This window comes from Xenorhabdus griffiniae (assembly GCF_015163655.1).
Lineage (GTDB): Bacteria > Pseudomonadota > Gammaproteobacteria > Enterobacterales > Enterobacteriaceae > Xenorhabdus > Xenorhabdus griffiniae.
Genome location: NZ_JADEUF010000012.1, coordinates 23651 through 46035 on the forward strand (window position 1 = coordinate 23651; position 22385 = coordinate 46035).

General features: G+C 44.1%; 18 protein-coding genes, 1 pseudogene and 1 other annotated feature. Of the genes and pseudogenes, 8 read left to right on the top strand and 11 right to left on the bottom strand.

Going from position 1 to position 22385, the window contains the following annotated elements; genetic code table 11:
- The first annotated feature begins 191 nt into the window (after nucleotides 1-191).
- Nucleotides 192-1037: a DMT family transporter gene (locus IQ211_RS03680; RefSeq protein WP_189758315.1), complete on the top strand. Its 846-nt coding sequence runs from the start codon at nucleotides 192-194 to the stop codon at nucleotides 1035-1037.
- A 91-nt stretch (nucleotides 1038-1128) separates the two neighbouring features.
- Here IQ211_RS03680 and dnaJ read toward each other — a convergent pair whose 3' ends face one another.
- Nucleotides 1129-2262 carry a molecular chaperone DnaJ gene (gene dnaJ / locus IQ211_RS03685; protein WP_189758316.1) on the bottom strand — a complete coding sequence of 378 codons (1134 nt, stop codon included), beginning with the start codon at nucleotides 2260-2262 and terminating at the stop codon, nucleotides 1129-1131.
- A gap of 104 nt (nucleotides 2263-2366) precedes the next feature.
- Nucleotides 2367-4277, bottom strand: coding sequence for a molecular chaperone DnaK (gene dnaK / locus IQ211_RS03690; RefSeq protein WP_189758317.1), 1911 nt, complete (start codon nucleotides 4275-4277; stop codon nucleotides 2367-2369).
- 349 nt (nucleotides 4278-4626) lie between these two features.
- Here dnaK and satP point away from each other — a divergent pair, with 349 nt between their 5' ends.
- Entirely contained in the window at nucleotides 4627-5199 is a 573-nt protein-coding gene (gene satP, locus IQ211_RS03695; RefSeq protein WP_189758318.1) for an acetate uptake transporter, read from the top strand.
- A gap of 70 nt (nucleotides 5200-5269) precedes the next feature.
- Here the strand turns inward: satP and IQ211_RS03700 are convergent, their stop codons facing one another.
- Nucleotides 5270-6541: an MFS transporter gene (locus IQ211_RS03700; RefSeq protein ID WP_189758319.1), complete on the bottom strand. Its 1272-nt coding sequence runs from the start codon at nucleotides 6539-6541 to the stop codon at nucleotides 5270-5272.
- A gap of 227 nt (nucleotides 6542-6768) precedes the next feature.
- On the opposite strand from IQ211_RS03700, the pseudogene IQ211_RS03705 reads away from it, so the two are divergent.
- Nucleotides 6769-8154: pseudogene (locus IQ211_RS03705) on the top strand (PTS transporter subunit EIIC); the annotation flags it as partial.
- 71 nt (nucleotides 8155-8225) lie between these two features.
- Nucleotides 8226-9626 carry a glycoside hydrolase family 1 protein gene (locus IQ211_RS03710; RefSeq protein WP_189758321.1) on the top strand — a complete coding sequence of 467 codons (1401 nt, stop codon included), beginning with the start codon at nucleotides 8226-8228 and terminating at the stop codon, nucleotides 9624-9626.
- A gap of 58 nt (nucleotides 9627-9684) precedes the next feature.
- On the opposite strand, the gene mog is transcribed toward IQ211_RS03710, so the two are convergent.
- Together mog and tal are read right to left on the bottom strand one after the other, a co-directional pair.
- Nucleotides 9685-10260, bottom strand: a complete 576-nt coding sequence (gene mog, locus IQ211_RS03715) for a molybdopterin adenylyltransferase (RefSeq protein ID WP_189758322.1) — start codon at nucleotides 10258-10260, stop codon at nucleotides 9685-9687.
- A gap of 123 nt (nucleotides 10261-10383) precedes the next feature.
- Nucleotides 10384-11337, bottom strand: a complete 954-nt coding sequence (gene tal / locus IQ211_RS03720; RefSeq protein ID WP_189758323.1) for a transaldolase — start codon at nucleotides 11335-11337, stop codon at nucleotides 10384-10386.
- A 170-nt stretch (nucleotides 11338-11507) separates the two neighbouring features.
- Here tal and yaaA point away from each other — a divergent pair, with 170 nt between their 5' ends.
- Nucleotides 11508-12284, top strand: coding sequence for a peroxide stress protein YaaA (gene yaaA, locus IQ211_RS03725; protein ID WP_189758324.1), 777 nt, complete (start codon nucleotides 11508-11510; stop codon nucleotides 12282-12284).
- Between the two features lie 55 nt (nucleotides 12285-12339).
- Here yaaA and thrC read toward each other — a convergent pair whose 3' ends face one another.
- The 3 genes from thrC to thrA are packed head-to-tail and all read right to left on the bottom strand — an operon-like array spanning nucleotide 12340 to nucleotide 17041.
- Entirely contained in the window at nucleotides 12340-13632 is a 1293-nt protein-coding gene (thrC, locus tag IQ211_RS03730) for a threonine synthase (RefSeq protein ID WP_189758325.1), read from the bottom strand.
- 2 nt (nucleotides 13633-13634) lie between these two features.
- A complete protein-coding gene (thrB, locus tag IQ211_RS03735; RefSeq protein WP_189758326.1) occupies nucleotides 13635-14585 on the bottom strand; it encodes a homoserine kinase in 951 nt (316 codons plus the stop codon).
- Nucleotides 14567-17041: a bifunctional aspartate kinase/homoserine dehydrogenase I gene (gene thrA, locus IQ211_RS03740; protein ID WP_189758327.1), complete on the bottom strand. Its 2475-nt coding sequence runs from the start codon at nucleotides 17039-17041 to the stop codon at nucleotides 14567-14569. Before thrA ends, thrB begins: the two co-directional genes overlap by 19 nt.
- A 25-nt stretch (nucleotides 17042-17066) precedes the next feature.
- Nucleotides 17067-17186, bottom strand: a sequence feature (Thr leader region).
- 679 nt (nucleotides 17187-17865) lie between these two features.
- Between thrA and arcA the strand changes: the two genes are divergently transcribed.
- Nucleotides 17866-18582 carry a two-component system response regulator ArcA gene (gene arcA / locus IQ211_RS03745; protein ID WP_074022800.1) on the top strand — a complete coding sequence of 239 codons (717 nt, stop codon included), beginning with the start codon at nucleotides 17866-17868 and terminating at the stop codon, nucleotides 18580-18582.
- Nucleotides 18583-18756: 174 nt separating this feature from the next.
- On the opposite strand, the gene creA is transcribed toward arcA, so the two are convergent.
- Nucleotides 18757-19233: a protein CreA gene (gene creA / locus IQ211_RS03750; protein ID WP_189758328.1), complete on the bottom strand. Its 477-nt coding sequence runs from the start codon at nucleotides 19231-19233 to the stop codon at nucleotides 18757-18759.
- Between the two features lie 630 nt (nucleotides 19234-19863).
- Between creA and robA the strand changes: the two genes are divergently transcribed.
- Nucleotides 19864-20745 (top strand): MDR efflux pump AcrAB transcriptional activator RobA, encoded by an 882-nt coding sequence (gene robA, locus IQ211_RS03755; RefSeq protein ID WP_189758329.1) that lies wholly within the window; start codon nucleotides 19864-19866, stop codon nucleotides 20743-20745.
- Here robA and gpmB read toward each other — a convergent pair.
- Nucleotides 20742-21389 carry a 2,3-diphosphoglycerate-dependent phosphoglycerate mutase GpmB gene (gene gpmB, locus IQ211_RS03760; protein ID WP_189758330.1) on the bottom strand — a complete coding sequence of 216 codons (648 nt, stop codon included), beginning with the start codon at nucleotides 21387-21389 and terminating at the stop codon, nucleotides 20742-20744. The two genes, robA and gpmB, sit on opposite strands and share 4 nt — an antisense overlap.
- 54 nt (nucleotides 21390-21443) lie before the next feature.
- Between gpmB and yjjX the strand changes: the two genes are divergently transcribed.
- On the top strand, nucleotides 21444-21971 hold the full coding sequence (gene yjjX, locus IQ211_RS03765; protein ID WP_189758331.1) for an inosine/xanthosine triphosphatase: 528 nt from the start codon (nucleotides 21444-21446) through the stop codon (nucleotides 21969-21971).
- Between the two features lie 83 nt (nucleotides 21972-22054).
- On the opposite strand, the gene trpR is transcribed toward yjjX, so the two are convergent.
- The gene (gene trpR, locus IQ211_RS03770) at nucleotides 22055-22378 is read right to left on the bottom strand and encodes a trp operon repressor (RefSeq protein ID WP_189758332.1); all 324 of its coding nucleotides are present in this window, start codon (nucleotides 22376-22378) and stop codon (nucleotides 22055-22057) included.
- Between the last annotated feature and the right edge of the window lie 7 nt (nucleotides 22379-22385).

Genomic DNA, 22385 nt, shown 5'->3' on the forward strand with positions numbered 1-22385 from the left:
GAAATTACTCAAGGTTACGCATGTTATTATAGTCATGACATCGGAAAAAGTAGATTATTTGTGCAATATTGATCGTGATATTCGAATTGTAACATATTGAAATAATATTTTTTAAAATTTTGATAAATTACACTGTATAGAAGAAGAAATTTTAATCATTATTTGTAATAACGAGATGAGTAAGATACTCCATGACAACATTACTTTTCCTGTTTGTTCTTGGCGCTGCTTTGTTACATGCCAGTTGGAATGCCTTAGTTAAGATTAGCGCTGATCGGTTCCTGGGCATTTCAATTATTGTCTTTTTTGCCGGAATTATTGCCACATTAGGGCTGTTTTGGGTTGGATTACCGTCATTACCTTCTGTGCCGTGGTTAATCTTATCTGCTGTTTTACATACGGCTTATTGTCTGTTTTTAAGTCGCTCTTATGCGACGGGAGATTTGGGGCAGGTATATCCCATTGCCAGAGGTTGTGCACCACTCATTACCGCGTTATTGAGTTGGATAATTTTGCAGGAAATGTTACCGCCTCTAGCCATGCTGGGAGTGGCGCTTATTATCGTGGGGATTATGTTAATTGCTTTTCCACATGGGAAAAATGCTCTTCATCTGGATCGTAAAACGTTACTTGCGGCAATCACAACATCAGCATTTACCGCCGGTTATACTTTGTCCGATGGCGCTGGCTCCAGAGCTGGCGATAATACCTTGGCTTATATCTTATGGCTGTTTGCTATTAATGGTTGGATCATGGGTGTGATGATGTATTTCAGGTATTGGAATACGGCCGGAAGGAAGCTTCATCAATATTGGAAACAAGGGGTATTGGGCGGGCTGATGCAATTACTCAGTTATGGCATCGTGATTTGGGCGATGAGTCATGCTCCCATCGTGCTGGTTGCGGCATTACGTGAAACTAGCGTGTTATTTGCGATGTTATTGTCTGTTGTTATCTTGCGAGAGCCGTTTAGCAAAATGCGTTTATTGGCTTGTATTGTGATTGTGGCTGGGGTGATTGTTACGAAGCTGGGGTAACTTCCCGTTAAAATTGAAGGTGGCTTAATAAATTAGAAATCCCGCCAATACATTAGAAAAATAGTCAGGCGGGATTTATGAGAGATCTAAATTACTTGGTCAGATCATCAAAAAATTTCTTCACGCCATCAAGGAAACTTTTGGAGCGAGGACTATTGGTTTCACCGCTTTTCCCGCCAAAAGATTCGCCTAATTTGCGCATCAGCTCTTTTTGTTCTTCATTCAGCTTAACCGGTGTTTCTACTACGACACGGCACAGCAAGTCGCCTTGGACACCGCCACGGACGGATTTAACACCTTTACCTTTCATACGGAACAGCTTGCCAGTCTGGGTTTCCGCAGGAATTTTCAGGCTGACACGACCATCAAGGGTTGGAACTTCAATTTCGCCACCCAATGCTGCCGTTGCGAAGTTGATCGGCACTTCACAATAGAGGTTGCTGCCATCACGCTCGAAGATATGGTGAGCCTTGACTTGAACCTGAACGTATAAATCGCCGGATGGTGCGCCGTGTTCACCTGCTTCACCTTCACCACTCAAGCGAATGCGATCGCCGGTATCGACGCCCGCTGGAATTTTAACGGACAGTGTCTTGTATTTTTCAACGCGGCCATGCCCATGACATTTACCGCAAGGCTCTTTGATGATTTTTCCGCGGCCATGACACTGCGGACAAGGTTGTTGAACTGCGAAAAATCCTTGACGCATTTGTACCTGACCAGCCCCATGACAGGTTGGACACGTTTCTGGGCTGGTACCCGCTTTGGCCCCACTGCCATGGCAGGTATCGCAAGATTCCAGAGTTGGAATGCGGATCTCTTTGGTCACACCACGGACAGCTTCTTCCAGGGTTAATTCCATGCTGTAACGCAGGTCTGATCCACGGCTAGGACGCTGCTGACGACGGCCACCACCGAAAATATCGCCGAAAACGTCACCAAAGATATCGCTAAAGTCAGCTCCATTACCGAAACCACCTGCGCCGCCCATGCCACCTTGTTCAAAGGCAGCATGACCATATTGGTCATAAGCAGCACGTTTTTGAGGATCTGTCAGGATCTCATACGCTGCTTTAATTTCTTTGAATTTACTTTCTGATTCTTTATCACCTTGGTTACGGTCAGGGTGATATTTCATTGCCAGCCGTTTATAGGCTTTTTTGATCTCTTTTTCATCTGCGGTTTTGGAAACACCCAAAACTTCGTAATAATCTTTTTTTGCCATCGTATTGTTTACCCTTAACACGCACACACGGGCGTGGAGTTACCTCAACGCCCGTGCCAGTTAACAAGTAACAGGCGCCCTGTTACTTTGCCCGCTAAGGGCTATTATTTTTTGTCTTTAACTTCTTCGAATTCAGCGTCTACAACGTCGTCGTCTTTCTTCGCGTTATTTGCGCCTGCATCTGCAGCACCAGCTTGGGCTTGCTGTTGGGCAATTTCCAGTAGTTTCTGGGATGCTTCAACCAGAGCTTGGATCTTCGCTTCAATTTCAGCTTTATCTTCGCCTTTTGCCGCAGTCTCCAGCTCAGAAGTTGCTTTCTCGATAGCTGCTTTATCGTCTGCTGCCAGTTTGTCACCCGCTTCTTCAACTTGCTTACGAGTGCCGTGGATCAGTTGGTCAGCTTGGTTACGGATCTGAACCAGCTCTTCAAACTTACGGTCAGCTTCTGCGTTTGCTTCTGCGTCACGTACCATCTGTTGGATTTCTTCTTCGTTCAGACCAGAAGAGGCTTTGATGGTGATGTTTTGCTCACGACCTGTGTTTTTATCTTTCGCAGAAACATGCAGGATGCCGTCAGCATCGATATCGAAAGTCACTTCAATCTGCGGAGTACCGCGCATTGCTGGTTGAATGCCATCCAGGTTGAACTGGCCCAGAGATTTGTTATCGCTGGCACGTTTACGCTCACCCTGTATTACGTGGATCGTTACCGCAGATTGGTTATCTTCCGCTGTAGAGAACACCTGGCTATGTTTAGTTGGAATAGTGGTGTTCTTGGAAATCAGGGAAGTCATCACGCCGCCCATGGTTTCAATACCCAGAGACAGTGGTGTGACGTCCAGCAGCAGAACGTCTTTCACGTCGCCAGCCAGTACACCGCCCTGAACCGCTGCACCCATTGCTACTGCTTCGTCTGGGTTCACATCTTTACGTGGCTCTTTGCCGAAGAAATCTGCAACGGCTTTCTGCACCATTGGCATACGAGTCTGACCACCAACCAGAATCACATCGTGGACGTCAGATACAGACAGACCGGCGTCATTCAGTGCGACTTTCAGAGGCTCGATTGAACGTTTAACCAGGTCTTCAACCAGAGATTCCAGTTTTGCACGAGTCACTTTAATGTTCATGTGCTTAGGACCGGTCGCATCGGCTGTGATGTATGGCAGGTTTACATCAGTCTGCTGTGCAGAAGAAAGTTCGATTTTCGCTTTTTCTGCCGCTTCTTTCAGACGCTGCATTGCCAGTGGGTCATTACGCAGGTCGATGCCTTGTTCTTTCTTAAACTCGTCAACCAGATAGTTGATCATGCGGCTGTCGAAGTCTTCACCACCCAAGTGGGTATCACCATTGGTTGCCAGAACTTCATACGTTTTTTCGCCATCAACTTCATCGATTTCGATGATAGAGATATCGAAAGTACCACCACCCAAGTCATAAACTGCGATGGTGCGGTTGCCGATTTCTTTATCCAGGCCGTAAGCCAGTGCAGCCGCGGTTGGTTCGTTGATGATACGCTTAACTTCCAGACCTGCGATACGGCCAGCATCTTTAGTTGCCTGACGCTGTGCATCGTTGAAGTATGCAGGAACAGTGATAACAGCTTCTGTTACTGGTTCACCCAGATAGTCTTCCGCTGTTTTCTTCATCTTCTTCAGAACTTCAGCAGAAACCTGAGGTGGTGCCATTTTTTGGCCTTTTACTTCCAGCCATGCATCGCCGTTATCCGCTGCCATGATTTTGTATGGCATGATAGAGACGTCACGCTGCACTTCTTCGTCTTGGAAACGACGACCAATCAAACGCTTAATGGCGAACAACGTGTTTTGCGGGTTAGTAACAGCCTGACGTTTAGCTGGTTGACCAACCAGAGTTTCACCATCCTGAGTATATGCGATGATAGAAGGTGTGGTACGGTCACCCTCGCTGTTTTCAAGCACACGAGTGGTTGTGCCGTCCATAATTGCTACACAAGAGTTGGTAGTTCCCAAGTCGATACCAATGATTTTACCCATCTAAACGCCTCCACAAAGAATTCATATATTCGGTCAAGTTACTAAGCTATATGAGGACGAATGTTTGCTTTTCAATGGCGCTGTTCGCCAGAAATTCCTCATTTTATTTTCCAGCTAATGCCGAAATATTCAGTAGTAACTGTAGTTGAGACTTAGATGGGGTCATTCATCTCATCATCAAGGGGAGAATTGAAAAAAAATTGAGATTTAATAAAAAAATTTTTCGCAGGCCATTGTGTAGTTGATGTCATCACATTATGATTCGCCGCCTTTTATGGTTTCTTGGTGCAGGAAAGTGCCACGATAACTTTTTCAATATTTTGTTTTATTTGTGTTTTCTAGGGGAAATATGCATTCTAATCAGTTAGCGAACCCAGGCCCATTGGGTTTAATGGGTTTTGGCATGACAACCATTTTGTTGAATCTGCACAATGCAGGTTTTTTCCCATTGGCATCAGCAATTTTGAGCATGGGAATTTTTTACGGTGGTTTGGCTCAGGTACTGGCAGGTATCTTTGAGTACAAAAAAGGAAATACGTTTGCGGCAACCGCATTTACCTCTTACGGCTTGTTCTGGCTGAGCCTGATCGCTTTGCTGTTTCTGCCAAAGATGGGGCTGGCTGAAGCAACCAGTCATGAGTTCCTTGGCGTTTATCTCGCCTTGTGGGGAATATTCACCCTGTTTATGTTCTTTGGTACGTTGAAAGCTAACCGTGTCCTGCAATTTGTATTTGCCAGCCTGACGCTGCTGTTTGCATTGCTGGCAATTGGCAATATCACCGGCAATGCCAGCATTTTGACCTTTGCAGGTTTTGAAGGTGTTATCTGCGGTGCGAGTGCTTTCTATCTGGCAATGGCTGAAGTTCTGAATGAACAATATGGCCGTACTATTCTGCCAATTGGTGAAGTGAAACACGCTTAACCGTTTTTAGACAGGATGAGTGAGTTATGCTCATCCTGTATTTGATTATCCTTTAATTTCCCACCTGTTTTCAGTTAGATTTTTTCCGCAAGTAAACCCCCAATAAAAGACCAACTACCGATAAGGTCATCATGTAATAAGCAGGTGCCAGCGCGGTATATGTCAGCAATAAGGTGACGAAGATTGGTGTCAGTCCCCCAAAAATGGCATAAGCCAAATTATACGCAAATGAAATGCCACTAAACCTGACTTCTGGCGGATAGCTTTTCACCATAACAAAAGGAGTAGCGCCAATCACACCGACAGTCAGACCAGTGAGGGAATAAGTACTAAATAGTTTGAGCGGTTCATGGCTGATATTGTGGTAGAAAAACCATGTTGTGGCAGCCAATAGAATGCAACCTATAATCAGCACGATACCGGCTCCCCATTTATCACATAAGTATCCGGCAAAGATACAGCCAATCGCTAATGAGATAATCGCCAGACTGTTTGCTTTCAAAGTCAGTGATTGTTCAAGATTAAATACTGTCTGCATATAGGTTGGTGTCATCAAGATAACAACGACAATGCCAGCAGAAAGGAGCCATGTAAGCAGCATGGAAATAGAGGTGGCGCGCTTGTAATTAAAAACAACCGTCTTTAGTGGCAGCTCTTCTGCTAACGCTTTGCGTTCCTGCATTTCCTTGAAGACAGGGGTTTCATGCAGCCAGCGGCGCAGATACATAGCGCATAAACCGAAAATACCGCCTAAGAAAAATGGCAGACGCCATGCCCAATCCAGGACTTCTTGTCTGGAATAAATCGAAGTAATAATGGTTGCGACGAGAGAACCAAATAAAATCCCCAAACTCAATCCTGCCGTTAAAACACCACAGGCAAATCCAATGCGTTTATGGGGAACATGTTCTGCCACAAAAACCCAGGCTCCGGGCACTTCTCCGCCAATTGCGGCTCCTTGCATAATCCGCATCAGTAGCAGCAGGACAGGGGCAGCCATGCCTATGACGTCATAGGTGGGTAACATGCCGATAGCCAGTGTTGGTAAAGCCATCAACAATATGCTGAGTGAAAACATTTTCTTACGCCCAATGAGATCACCAAAATGGGCCATGATGATCCCACCTAAAGGCCGAACCAGATAACCCGCCGCAAAAATACCGAATGTCTGTAGTTGTCTGAGCCATTCAGGTATATCAGCGGGGAAAAAGAGTTCTCCAAGTGCAACAGCAAAAAAGATAAAGATAATGAAGTCGTAAAATTCCAGAGCGCCACCTAAAGCCGCTAAGGACAGCGTTTTATAATCTTGTTTATTTAATGGACGATTGTGATGTTGTGACATAAGTTACCGATTTATAGTTATAAAATGGGTTCTGAGGTGTTTATTTTCAATGTTCTGACCAGACTCAAAATAGATGAAAATAAAACTTATGCTATATTAAAAGGTATTTATTCTACAAATTTTAAAAAGAATCCAACCCACATGTTATGTCACTTCCATGTCGAATAAAATCACACGCATACTATCTTTTTTAAAGCACAGGCAGTGCGGAAAATGAGGGAAGTGGCATGAAATACCAGATACTGGCCCAGGAAATCATTGTGGGTGTTGGTGGTAAAGCAAATATTGTCAGTCTCGTTCATTGTGCGACTCGGCTGCGTTTTAAACTATGGGATCGCTCACTCGCCGATATCAATAAACTAAAAGCCCATCCTGATATCATTACGGTTGTCGAAAGTGGTGGACAATTTCAGGTTGTGATTGGTAATCAAGTCAAAGAGGTATATCAGGTTATCCAACAAGTGTTAGCACCTTCTGATGAAACACCTGCAATGCCAAATCCAACTGGCAAGCACGATAACTTATTTAACCATTTTATCGATATTATTTCGGGTATCTTTACCCCATTTTTGGGGGTAATGGCAGCTTCCGGGATCTTAAAAGGCTTGCTTGCCGTTACCATTGCATTTCATTGGCTAACACCTGACAGCGGTACTTATCGTATCTGGTATGCTGCCAGTGACTCGCTGTTTTATTTTTTCCCTTTATTACTTGGCTATACCGCAGGTAAAAAGTTTGGGGGCAATCCATTTATTACAATGGGAATTGGCGGAGCCTTGGTACATCCCATGATTATCTCTGCTTTCGAGGCATCTATAGTTGCTGGCAGCACAACTGAATACTTTATGGGTATCCCACTCTCATTTTTGAATTATAGCTCTTCTGTGATCCCAATTATTTTTGCCTCCTGGATAAGCTGTAAAATAGAGAAAAAATTGGATTCACGCCTGCCCGTCACCATTAAAACCTTCATTACTCCCCTTGTCTGCCTGATATTGATTGTTCCACTCGTCTTTATTGTCATTGGGCCAGTGGCGACATCGCTAAGCTATTCATTGGCTTATGGTTATCAGGCAGTATATGAGTTTGCACCGGCTCTGGCAGGGGCAATTATGGGAGCAATCTGGCAAGTTTGTGTCATTTTTGGGCTGCATTGGGGATTAGTACCAATCATGTTCAACAACTTAACGGTTTTGGGGCATGATACGTTAACCCCCTTGTTGTTACCGGCCGTAATAGGGCAAACGGGGGCTGCATTGGGCGTTTTCTTGCGTACCCGCGATGCTAAATTAAAAATGTTGTCTGGCTCTGCTGTTACCGCTGGTATCTTTGGTATCACTGAGCCTGCGGTTTATGGGGTTACCCTGCCTTACCGTCGGCCGTTTATCTTTGGTTGTATTGCTGGTGCGATTGGTGGCTCTGTGGTTGGTTATTACCAAAGTGCTGTTTATTCAATAGGACTAAGCAATATTTTTACTTTTACTCAAATGATCCCGCCATCAGGAATCGATAATACCGTATGGGGCGCAATAATTGGCACATTGCTAGCGTTTATTATCGCGACCATTTTGACGTGGTTATTTGGCCTGCCTGCTGTTACCAGTTCACCTACAGAAAACAACACCGATAAAAACCAATCTGAATTCCTACATAAGCCTTAAATATCCATGAGAGGAGGGTTTGCATGAAACAGTTTCCAACGCATTTTTTATGGGGAGGCGCGATTGCTGCCAATCAAGTTGAAGGTGCTTATTTGACGGATGGAAAAGGTTTTTCCACTTCAGATGTTTTGCCACAAGGGATTACTGGCCCCGTTGTTGAACGTGATCCTGCGGATGAAACGCGATATCTCAAAGATATTGCTATCGATTTCTATCACCGTTACCCCGAAGATATCGCCCTGTTTGCAGAAATGGGATTTAAATGCTTACGTACCTCGATTGCCTGGAGCCGGGTTTTTCCTCATGGCGATGAAAAGCAACCCAATGAAGCGGGCCTGGCATTTTATGACCAGTTGTTCGACGAAATGGCCAAATATGGCATCCAACCTTTGATCACATTATCTCACTATGAAATGCCGTGGACGCTAGTCAAAAAATATGGCGGGTGGGGAGATCGCAGATTGATCGCCTTTTTTGAACACTATGCGCGCACGGTATTTAATCGCTACCAGAGTAAGGTGAAGTTATGGCTGACATTTAATGAAATCAATATGTCGCTGCATGAACCGCTGACAGGTGTTGGATTATCGAGAAACAGCACTCAATCAGAGATCTATCAAGCTATTCACCATCAATTGGTTGCCAGCGCCAGAGCAGTGAAATTGTGCCGAGAGATCATTCCTGATGCCCAGATTGGTAATATGTTGCTGGGTGGTTTGATGTATCCATTAACCTGTAAACCCGAAGATGTATTGGCAACGCTTCAGAAAAATCAAAAGTGGTTATTTTTTGGCGATGTCCAAAGCCGTGGGAATTATCCTGGCTATATGTTGCGTTATTTTCGCGAGAATGGCATTGAACTGACAATTACAGAGCAAGATAAGCATGATCTGAAAAATACGGTCGATTTTATCTCATTTAGTTATTACATGAGCGGCTGTATGACCGCAGATGAAGCGGAATACCAGAAACAGCAGGGTAATATTCTGCATATGGTGGCTAATCCTTATTTACCCAGTTCAGAATGGGGTTGGCAGATAGATCCCCTTGGGTTACGCACGATATTGAATTTGTTATGGGATCGCTATCAGAAACCTTTGTTTATCGTTGAGAATGGCTTGGGTGCGAAAGATACACCGGAAGCGGATAGCAGTATTCGGGATGATTATCGTATTCAATACCTTAGCGATCATCTTATCCAGGTCAGAGAAGCGATTGAAGATGGTGTGGATATTATGGGATATACCAGTTGGGGGCCTATTGATTTGGTCAGTGCTTCAAAAGGTGAGATAAGCAAACGCTACGGTTATATCTATGTTGACCAGAATGAACAGGGAACCGGTTCATTGGAGCGGCGTCGTAAGAAGAGTTTTTATTGGTATAAGCGGGTGATTGAAACCAATGGTAGTAGTTTGGGTGAGTAATTCTATTTTTTTATCCATAAGGTTCTGAGCCTGTTCAGAACCTTTATGGTATGGACTTTTAACGACGTGCACTTTTCGGCCTGAACGCGGCAACAACGTTTTCATCCGTTTCCACATAGGGACCATCCAGCAATTGGATGCAATAGGGAACACTGGCAAAAATTCCCGCTACCAACACCTTGCCATTTTCGTCTTTTAATCCTTCCAGTGTTTCTGCGATGGCTTTCGGTTGTCCGGGAAGGTTGAGAATCAGCGCTTGATTGCGGATCACGCCGACTTGTCGGGACAGGATGGCGGTTGGCACAAATTGAAGGCTGATTTGACGCATCTGTTCCCCAAATCCTGGCATTTCACGATCCGCAATTGCCAACGTTGCATCTGGCGTGACATCACGACGCGCAGGCCCTGTTCCTCCCGTGGTGAGCACCAAATGGCAGCCCAGTTCATCGACCAATTCACACAATGTTTGTTCAATCAGGATTTGCTCATCAGGAATAAGGCGGGTTTCTACGCTAAAAGGTGTGGTAATCGCTTTTTTCAGCCATGTTTCCAGTGCGGGCAGCCCTTTATCCTGATAAACGCCGTTTGAAGCACGATCGGAAACAGACACGAGGCCAATGCGCAATACATTCATACAAACCTCAATTAATTATAATAATAGGAAAAATAATAAAATTTATTGGCGGTAACGTGAAATAAACAAAAGGCGACCTATTTTGTCGCCTTTGTGCAAGAAAAAATAGCGTATCGCTTGAAATTACAGCAAGTCAGCGATCATGCTTTCAAGTTTGCCTTGGTCTACTGCAAACTTACGGATACCTTCTGCCAGTTTTTCCGTTGCCATTGCATCCTGGTGGTGGTTCCAGTAGAACTCAGCTTCAGTCATTGGTGCTGGGCGCTCTTTGATTTCGCCTTCATAACCCAATTTACGTTCAACTTCACCCGCTGTTTCTGACAGCTCTTTCAGCAGTGCTGGAGAGATTGTCAGGCGATCACAGCCTGCCAGTTCCAGAATTTCACCCGCGTTACGGAAACTTGCACCCATAACAACTGTGTTGTAACCGTGTTCTTTGTAGTACTGATAAATTTCAGTAACGGAAATCACGCCTGGATCTTCATGCGGTGCGAATTCTTTCTGACCACTATTTGCTTTATACCAGTCAAGGATACGGCCAACAAATGGAGAAATCAGGTAGACACCCGCTTCAGCACAAGCACGTGCCTGGGCAAAGGAGAACAACAGCGTCAGGTTACAGTTGATGCCTTCTTTTTCCAGTTGTTCCGCAGCACGGATACCTTGCCAGGTGGAAGCCAGTTTGATCAGAATGCGATCGTTGCTGATACCTGCTTCGTTGTACAGCTTGATCAAACGTTTTGCTTTCGCTACGCTTGCTTCGGTGTCATAAGACAGGCGTGCATCAACTTCAGTGGAGATACGGCCAGGGATCAGTTTCAGAATTTCCAGGCCAATGTTGATAGCCAATTTATCGCTGGCATCAATAAGTTGTTGTTCACGGGAATCGCTTTGACCACGCGCCCATTCAACAGCTTCATCGATCAGTTGGCGATATTCTGGAATTTGTGCTGCATTCAAAATCAGGGAAGGGTTGGTGGTCGCATCTTGCGGCTGATACAGTTTCATCGCCGCGATATCCCCGGTATCTGCTACTACTGTTGTCAGTTTACGCAGGGAAGTCAGTTTATCGGTCATGTTTAATATCTCATCGTTATACGTAAAATCTTTGGCAACATTGCCTCGCCATCTGGTGATAATAACATGGTCAGGCGCGGCTGTAAGGTAGGAAAATTCTATCGCTAAGATTCTCCTCTTTTTGTCTTTTTTGCTAAAGTGAGGGAAGTCTGGATTATTAGGAAAAAATAATGCTTATTACCATTTCACCGGCAAAAACACTTGATTATGCAAGCCCACTCGCAACAGAAAAATATAGTCAACCACTGTTATTGGTGGAAGCCCAACAATTGATCGAGATTTGCCGGACTTTAACGCCTGCGCAAATCGGCAGTTTGATGAGGATTAGTGATAAGTTGGCAGGATTGAATGCTGCTCGTTTTGGTGAATGGCAGCCTCATTTCACGCCAGACAATGCTCGCCAGGCGATTTTGGCATTTAAAGGTGATGTTTATACCGGTATGCAGGCTGAAACTTTTTCTGCTGACGATTTTGATTTTGCTCAAACACATTTAAGAATTCTATCTGGTCTGTATGGCGTTTTGCGTCCTCTCGATTTGATGCAGCCTTATCGTTTGGAAATGGGTATTAAGCTGGAAAATCCACGTGGTAAAGATCTGTATCAGTTTTGGGGCGACCGCATTACTGAAAATTTAAATGCGGCTCTGGAACAGCAAGGTGATGAGATTCTGGTCAATCTGGCATCAGATGAGTATTTTAAATCAGTAAATAGTAAAAAGCTGGCAGCCAGAGTTATCAAGCCTGTTTTTCTGGATGAAAAAAATGGCAAATACAAGGTCATTAGTTTCTATGCTAAAAAAGCCCGTGGCCTGATGAGCCGTTTCATTATTCAGAACCAACTGACCAATCCAGCACAACTGGTGGCGTTCGATCTGGAAGGATACGCTTTTGATGAATCTCTCTCTAAAGGAGATGAGTTGGTATTTAAGCGTTCTGAGCAGCATTAATTTTCAATACCTGATATCACTCCACCTATAAATAGGCGGAGTGATAACTGCCATGTTATTTCGATGTTTTTTCCATCAAAAATTCACGCAATGTTGAGAAGTCAGCGGGCATAAAGTGGGATAACAAGTCCAGATCTGCGCGCTCAGATAACGCTTGTGGCAAGGACAATGGTTGGCCGAGAGTGGCTTCGACGCTTTCCTTAAATTTGGCTGGATGAGCAGTGCCCAGGAACAAGCCATATTCCCCGTCTTGTAATTGATCCCGCAAAACACGATAAGCGATGGCAGCATGTGGTTCGGAAATATAGCCTTTTGCCGCCAGTTCGCGCATGGTGCTTTGAGTGGTTGAGTCATCTACAACCCCGTTTGCCAGTTCACTCAGTGCCCAGCCTTTGCGTTTGAACAATTCTTCAATACGTGGCCAGTTATTGGGCTGGCTGACATCCATAGCATTGGATAGCGTCGGAATGGTTTGATGTGGCTGCCACTTACCTGCTGCTAAATAACGAGGAACGGTATCATTGACGTTGGTTGCCGCGATAAAACGTTTTACCGGTAGTCCTAATGATTTTGCCAGCAACCCGGCGGTTAAATTACCAAAATTACCACTTGGGACGGAAATGACCAATTGCTCACGTTTTTCTGCGGGGATCTGCGCAACGGCTTCAAAGTAATAACAGATTTGTGCCAGTAGGCGGCTGATATTAATTGAATTAGCTGAGTTGAGATGTAAAGCCTGTTTCAGTTCTTCGTCATCAAAAGCCTGTTTGACCAATGCCTGGCAAGCATCGAAATCCCCCTTGATAGCAACTGTATGAATATTGCCACCCAGAGTACAAAAGAGTTTTTCCTGCAATGGGCTGATCTTGCCTTCGGGATAAAGGATCACCACCTGTACGTTATGCAAGCCATAGAAAGCATGGGCCACTGCGGCGCCGGTATCACCGGATGTTGCAGTTAAAATCGTGACGGGCTGCTCTCCTGCAATTTGGGCAAGAATTTGTGCCATAAAACGGCCACCAAAGTCTTTGAACGCCAGTGTCGGGCCGTGATAAAGCTCCAGTGAAGCGATGTCATCTTCGACAGTTGCTACAGGGGCAGGGAAGGCAAATGCGTTTTTTACGCGGCCTGCCAATTGTTCTGTGGGAATTTCATCGCCAATAAAAGCAGAGAGAATGCGTTGGCTGCGGCTGACAAAATCCAATTTCAATAAATCGTCAATTTCATTACGGCTGAATTCTGGCAAATCCTGCGGAAAAAAGAGGCCCTGCTGTTTACCTAACCCTTGTTTTACCGCCTGTGAAAAACTGACCTGCTCACTGTTATCTTTTAAGTTATATAATTTCATGGTTACTTTACCTGTCGTGCGCCTGCGAGATCCAGACGGCAAATATGTACAAAGCCTTCATCATTCTGTACGTAATGTTGTTGCAGCCACTGTGCAACTTCTTCTGCTACAGCCATTTCATGGCAAATTGCAAACAGTGTCGGGCCGGAGCCGGAAATGCCGCACGCCAGCGCCCCTAATGTTTTGACTGCATCACGTGCATGAGCAAAGCCGGGTAACAGTTGTGTGCGATAAGGTTCTGCCACAACGTCTTGCATTAATTTGGCAGCTAACCCTGATTGCTGGGTATGGCAGGCATGGATAAAGCCAGCAAAGTGACGTCCGTGCTCAATGATGTCCTCACGGGGATAGTGATTGGGCAGGATTGCACGGGCTTCTGCTGTTGATACTTTGATGCCGGGATAAGCCATTACCCATAGCCAATCCGCAAATGTGGGAACAGGCAGGCAGGTGGTATCTTCCTGAGATAATATCAATTGCAATCCGCCTAAATAGCAGGGAGCGACATTATCATAATGAACACCACCGGAAATACGTCCTTCTAATTCTCCCATCATCTCCAGCAACTGGTGTTGGTTAAATGGGCGGCCAGCATATTCATTCAATGCGACTAAACCAGCGACGACAGAGCAGGCACTGGAGCCTAATCCCGAACCGATCGGCATATTTTTCTCTAATGTCATGGTAACGGGCAGGTCTTTTCCCAGTCGTTGACAAAAAAGCTGCCAGCATTGATAGACGATATTCTGTTTGGGATTGGCAGGTAATTTGCCAACAAATCGTCCTTTATTATTCAAACTGAAACTATCAGCTTCACTTACAGAGACACAATCTCCAAGTAATGAGCCATCAATGGGAGAAACTGCTGCGCCAAGCACATCAAATCCGACGCCAACGTTCCCGATAGAGGCAGGCGCATAAACCCTGATAACCATTAAACCCCCAATTTCCATGACAGAGTGCGTAATATATCAGCAAAAACGCCGGCTGCCGTTACATCATTTCCTGCACCATAACCACGTAATACCAGCGGAATGGGTTGATAATAACGGGTGTAGAAAGCCAAAGCGTTTTCGCCATTTTTGACTTTATAAAGCGGATCGTTGCCATCAACAGAGACAATTTTCACTGTACAACGGCCTTGCTCAATTAAGCCAACATAACGTAATACTTTTCCTTGTTCTGCGGCTTGTTTTGCACGTTGGCTAAATTCCTGATCCAGTTGTGGTAAACGTTGCAGGAAACTGTCAACATCGCCACTGGCGTCGAACGATATAGGCAAAACGGGGTCGACATGAATATCGTCCAGTTCCAGTTCATAACCTGCCTCACGTGCCAGAATCAGCAGCTTCCGAGCAACATCCATGCCGGAGAGATCATCGCGTGGATCGGGTTCAGTAAAGCCTTTTTCTTTGGCCAGCATGGTCGCTTGTGATAGTGTCATACCTTCATCCAGCATACCGAAAATATAGGACAAAGAACCCGACAGGATGCCACTGAATTGCACTAATTCATCACCGGCATTAAGCAGATTTTGTAAGTTTTCGATAACCGGTAATCCAGCCCCTACGTTAGTGTCATACAAGAACTTACGTTTCGATTTCTCGGCGGCCTGACGGATTTGGCGATAATAAGCCATTGATAAGGTATTGGCTTTTTTATTGGGTGTGACAACGTTAAAGCCATCGCTGAGGAAACTTGCATACTGTTCCGCAATCGACTGATTGGAAGTGCAGTCGACAATGACAGGATTCAGGAGATGGTACTCTTTTTCGAGGCGGATCAGACGACTCAAGCTAAAAGGTTCGGTTGCTTCTGAGAGTGCCTGCTGCCAGTTATCCAGACAGATGCCTTGCACATCAGTCAATAAAGCGCGGGAATTGGCAATACCACAGACGCGCAGATCGATGTGTTTCTGTTTGAGCCAGGTTTGCTGACGACGTATTTGCTCGATCAATGCACTGCCTACCCCCCCCACACCGACAACGAAAACCTCGACGACCTGAGCGGTGTTAAACAGCATTTGGTGGCAAAGACGAACAGCCGTGGTCGCGGCATCGTTTTCAATAACGGCAGAAATGGAACGTTCAGAAGAGCCTTGCGCGATGGCAATGATGTTGATATTGGCGCGTGTCAATGCGGAGAAAAAGCGGGCAGACGTTCCTGGCTGAGTGCGCATACCATCGCCAACGACAGAAATAATGGCAAGATTGTCGATCACGTCGATGGGATCAAGCACACCATCTTTCAGCTCCAGATAAAATTCTTCTGTCAGAGCCTTTTGTGCTTTTGCCAATTCTTTTTGTGGCACACAGAAGCTGATGCTGTACTCTGACGAAGATTGCGTGATTAATACAACGGAAATACCCTTGCGTGACATGACGGAAAAGATCCGTGCCGCCATCCCGACCATACCTTTCATGCCCGGGCCGGAAACGTTGAACATCGCCATGTGATCCAGATTGGTAATGCCTTTAATCGGCATATTCTGCTCTTTTTGCCCATCATTAATGTGTGCATCGCCAATAAAAGTACCTGGCGCATCGGGATTGGCAGTATTTTTTATCAGGCAAGGAATTTGAAACTGAGCAATCGGGGCGATGGTGCGAGGATGAAGGACTTTCGCACCGAAATAAGACAATTCCATCGCTTCCTGATATGACAAGCTTTTCAGCAAGCGTGCATCTTTCACCGCCCTTGGATCACAAGTATAAACACCGTCTACATCCGTCCAGATTTCACAACAATCCGCACGCAGACATGCCGCCAATACTGCGGCTGAATAGTCAGAACCGTTGCGTCCCAACACGACCAATTCGCCATTTTCATTGCCCGCAGTGAAACCCGCCATCAGGATAATGTGGTCAGCAGGAATGTTGAGTGCTGCAATGCGTTTGGTAGATTCATGGATATCGACGGTGGATTCGAGACAATGCCCATGTGCCACAAGGTTTTTGACCGGATCAATGACAGTCACTTTATGACCACGAGCCTGTAGTACGGATTCCATGATGGCAATCGACAATTTTTCGCCACGACAGATCAGGGAGGCATTAATGCTATCTGGGCATTGTTTTAACAAGGAAATGCCGTGCAGAGTCTGTTTAAGGCTGGCTAACTCACGTTCTACTAGTCCTTTCAGACGTTCATAATCAAACCCGGGTTGTTGTTCTTTCAATCCTGACAGCAAATCAGTAAAGATTTGGCTGGCATCACTCATATTGGAAACAATATCTTGCCCGGCAACCGTTTTTTCGATCATCGCCACCAGATGGTTTGTGATTTTTGCTGGTGCAGAAAGCACTAAGGCAACTTGCCCTAGGGATAACTCATTTTCGGCGATATCTGCAACACTCAGTACCCGCTGGTGATTCGCAACTGAGGTTCCGCCAAATTTCAATACTCGCATTAACGTTTTTCTCCTGATTTCTGTCCAAAAAAAAGCCCGTATCTTGTAGGATACGGGCTTATTGTTGTTTTATGTGTATGCGTCAGCCCGCACCGCAACTCATGGTTCCGGTGGTAATCGTGGTTGTAGTGGTGTTTGCAAGAACCATTTTTTTTGAGCTGATGTGGAGCATAGTTTCCTGTCTGTCTTTTTAATTCGGTTGACCCCCTATTGGTTAAATTAAATTGTGGTCAATGTCAAATATTTTTTATGGCGAAAGAAGAAAAAACCGTCATTTTCCGTATCGAAATTATTCAAAATATAGCCCAAATGACAAATCATTATTTGGTTAGTCAGCTTATTTAATAGCATTTAATTTTACAAAAAACATATTTTGTAATTATTTTGTCTTTATGATAAAAACGTGTCATCTGGATATTTCAGTGCCGAGTGAATCTCTTCAAGGATTCACGGCGTTTTAACATCCATTAACATAATTTATTCAAGTTAATAACAAATGACCCAAATTAAAATTAACAATTACAATTAATGTTAACGTGCTACAATTGATTTTGATATGTATCAACAAAAGTTAGTTTTTTTAGAAGGCAAATGCATTACTAGCTGTTATATTGCTGTTAATAGACTAATATAGAAGCCTCGTTTAAATCGGGTATGTACCCTCTAGGAAAGCGACGCTAGCTTTTAGCGTAAAACATATCAAAACGTTTATTTCGGGCATAAGCTGGTTTTCTGGCATTCAGAACAAGATCAGTATATTTTCTTTTAATAATAACAGCTTGTGCCATACAGATTCTGTTTTTTAGCGATTTTAGGTAGCAACCATGCAAACCCCGCACATTTTGATTGTTGAAGACGAAATTGTCACACGCAATACCCTTAAGAGTATTTTTGAGGCTGAAGGGTATGTTGTTTATGAAGCCAATGATGGTTCAGAAATGCACAACATTCTGTCAGATAACGATATCAATTTAGTCATTATGGATATCAATCTGCCAGGTAAAAATGGCTTACTGCTTGCCCGTGAATTACGTGAGCAGGCAAATGTTGCATTGATGTTCCTAACCGGCCGTGATAATGAAGTGGACAAAATTCTTGGTCTCGAAATCGGTGCTGATGATTATATAACTAAGCCATTTAACCCACGCGAATTAACCATCCGTGCACGTAATTTGCTTTCGCGGACAATGAACCTGAGTCATCCAGGAGAAGAGCGTCGCCAAGTTGAAAGTTATAAGTTCAATGGATGGGAGCTGGATATTAATAGCCGCTCTTTGGTTAGTCCGATGGGCGATCATTACAAATTGCCGCGTAGCGAATTCCGTGCGATGCTTCATTTCTGTGAGAATCCAGGAAAAATCCAAACCCGTGCCGAATTGTTGAAAAAAATGACAGGCCGCGAACTGAAACCGCACGATCGTACTGTTGATGTGACTATTCGCCGCATTCGTAAGCACTTCGAATCGACACCAGATACTCCAGAAATCATTGCTACCATCCACGGTGAAGGTTACCGTTTCTGTGGTGATTTAGAAGACTAATTGATACTTTTTTATACCAATCTAACTTCAAGATACGTGTGATTTCATAGCGTGTTGTAAATTGCAATTTGAAGTCTAATGCGTATATAGGTATATCTTCTACATAGTGTATCTGTCAAAAAGCCCCGTATGTCCGATGGCATCAGGGCTTTTCTTGTCTCAGTGATGAGTTATTCACTCTTTCCACGGCATAATCGGTACAGCACTGATTGCATTTTTAGGAGAACCATCGATCACTTTGTCAGAATAAGTTAAATAAATTAGCGAATTACGCTTTGGATCATAGAAGCGTACAACCTGCAATTTTTTAAATACCAAAGAAGTGCGTTTTTGGAAGACGACTTGTCCTTTCTTAGGGGATTTTTTTATCTTATCTGCCAATTCAATCGGGCCAACTTGCTGGCAGGATATGGCTGCATCAGAAGTATCTTCTGCCAATCCTAATCCTCCCTTGAGTCCGCCAGTTTTAGCTCTGCTCAGATAACAGGTGACATTTTTAACGTCAGGATCATCAAAAGCTTCTATCACTATCTTGTTATCAGGGCCAAAAAGTTTGAACACGGTGTCAACAGAACCGATCTCTTCAGCATGTAAAGCCGCAGGAGAAAAGAGTAAGGTCGCCGCTATCACTATTTTCTTCATTGTTGCCATATATAGTCCAATTGAATTAAATAAATACAGTGAAAATATCTATCATTCACATATAATGTAACGCAATAAATTTAATTAAATCATTTCTAATGTGAATGTATCTGTGATGGAAAACTTGGGCATTATAGCTGAATATGCATCCAAGACGAGTAAGTCCTGATCTTTAAAAAGTTATGTCATTGGAGTTAGGTCAACATCCAGCACTTCGGTAGTAAATAATTTTCTCTTACAATTCATAACACTGGCTTATTTATCAAGACAATGCTTGACATATTACCAATTCTGCTATTAATTTATTCCAAGCAAAAGCTTGTTTAATTTATTGAGAGTGTGTTGGTAACATCAATGTAACAATCAATATGCCTAATGGAACCAGCTTGGCATATTGTACCTAAAGAATAACTAACCAATAGTTATAATAAATATTAGTAACCAATTACTAGGATAGTGGATACTGCAACAACACTCAGGGAAATTGTAATCTAGGTTTATTTTGGGAAAAGTATAGGTGTTGATTATTGATCAAACTACATAAGATCTGTTTTTAGGGAAAAACTTTTAGTTTTCAAACTGATAAGTTGTTTTACATTTATATGATTTTCTTTTTGTCTTAATGACTGAGGGAGATGTATGGATCAAACCAACATCATTCGAGACTTGCTGCATTGGGTGGATAATAATCTGGATCGTCCATTGTCTCTTGATAACGTTGCAGCAAAAGCCGGTTACTCCAAATGGCACTTGCAGCGCATGTTTAAGGACGTAACAGGCCAGGCAATAGGTTCTTATATTCGTGCGAGAAGATTATCCAGGGCTGCCGTTGCATTACGTTTAACCAGCCGTCCAATCTTGGACATTGCCTTGCAATATCGTTTTGATTCTCAACAAACTTTCACAAGAGCTTTTAAAAAACAGTTTGACCGAACGCCAGCAGCCTATCGTCGCAGCGAAGAATGGTGCGCAAAAGGAATACATCCTCCTATCTTGCTGGATAACAAACCGTTGCCAGAGCATAAATTTGTCACGTTGGAAGAGAAATCACTTATCGGTACTGAGCACACTTGCAGTTACACACTTGAGCAGTGGTCAGAAGATTGCAAGAATATGCGTCATGATTTTTGGGTTAACTATCTACAGAATGTTGAAGTATTACCACCGAGACTTTATGGATTACACCATACGACCCCTTGTGTGGAGAGTGAAGATGAACAGACCGTATTCTATACCACAGCTGTAGAACCAGAATATGCGACCTTTGATAGCAAAAATAGCCATCCAGTCGTCTTGCCAAGTGGGGATTATATTTCATTCAGTTATTTTGGTGATAAAGAGCAGTTACAAGAGTTTCTCTTTACAGTTTATGGCGTCTGTTTGCCTACACTAAACATAACTCGCAGAAAGGGATACGATGTCGAGCGATATTACCTCACCAATCTTGAATGGAAAAATCTTGGGGATGAGACACAAAATCATATTGTGGAATTTGAGTATCTCATCCCAATTGAACGTTAACCTTGTAATTCATCCAAGGCGGGCATATCCAGATGAGTGATATCGCCCGTTGTTTCAACTATCCAACCTGGAGCCAGCCACGGGCTATCTTGATAATCCACCCGTGAGATGGAACAGTTTCTCAATCGTAGACGGCGTTCTGAGTTAGCGGGAAGACCCAGAATAGAGCAGATCAAACTGACGAGAGCTATTCCATGACTGACCAACAGTGGACGACTACCCGCAGGCAGGTTAAGGCAATTTTCCAGTGCGGCCCGCATACGGGTAGACACTTCATCCATCGATTCACCTTCTGGGATCCGTCCATTTGGTGTACCATCAACAAGACTTTTACGCCAGGATTCTTCTTTTGGTGTAAGGGAAGTTAGTTCGCGATTTTCCAGAACGCCCATATTTAACTCTCGCAGGCGTGGTTCCAGTATGATATCGCAGCCACAGGCTCTCGCGATGATTTCTGCTGTTTGGCGTGTCCGACCAAGGTCACTGGTGATAACATGGGTAATGTTTTCTGATTTAACTCTCTGCGCGACCAAGTGAGCTTGGCGCCGGCCAGTTTCGGTCAAAGGGCTGTCAGACTGCCCCTGAATACGATGAGCCACATTCCATTCGGTTTCGCCATGACGAACAAGATAGACCTGTAACATAGTTATTTTCCGTTATACTGCATCATGAAATAATTCAAAGGATAATTTATTTATATGTACCACGTTATTGCAGCAACAACTAACCCTGCGAAGATAAAAGCGATTAGTCTTGCATTCGATGATGTTTTTGGCCCAGGCACCTACCACATAGAAGATGTTAATGTAGACAGTAGTGTACCTCAGCAACCTATTGGTAATACTGAAACGCGTACAGGTGCCCGTCATCGGGTTATGGCTGCTCGCCAGGTTCGGCCAGAAGCTGATTTTTGGGTTGGCGTTGAAGCAGGAATTGAAGATGACATGACGTTTGCCTGGATGGTCGTTGAACATAAACAAATTCGGGGAGAATCGCGTTCTGCGAGTTTGATGTTGCCAGAAAAAGTCCTGGAAGGCATTCGTCAAGGACGCGAACTTGGCCATGAAATGGCGGATGTTACTGGCGTCGATAATATCAAGCAGAAAGGTGGTGCGATTGGCTTTTTTACCCATGGTATTCTGACGCGTACTAGCGTTTATCATCAAGCTCTGATACTGGCTCTTGTGCCTATCCATCATGAAATTTACAAAGAGTCGAATAACTAATCTTAACGGTATGTCGTTGTTTGGGGGCGCGATTAGACGGCCCCCGCTGCATTATTTAATTTGTTATTTTATCGTGGTTATTGTCAATCAGTAATTAATTGATTTTCCAGCCATTTCTTAACATGAGCCGGTGCATTTTTTAAGCTATTGGAACCACGTGTAATTGTCGCAATACCAACGCCCAGCTCATTTTTCAGTTCGCGCTGATTCATTTTCCCACGCATCAATTCCTGAATAATCCGAACCCGTGTTGATAAAGCGGTACGTTCATCGGGAGTCAATAATAGCTGCAAAATAGAATGTTGCAAATTTTGTTCAAATGCTATTTTTAACAACTCAACAAAAGCGAGCCAGTCATCACTATCTTCCGGGGAAAGTGCCGGATCAATCAAATGATTTTGTGCCATAATTCAC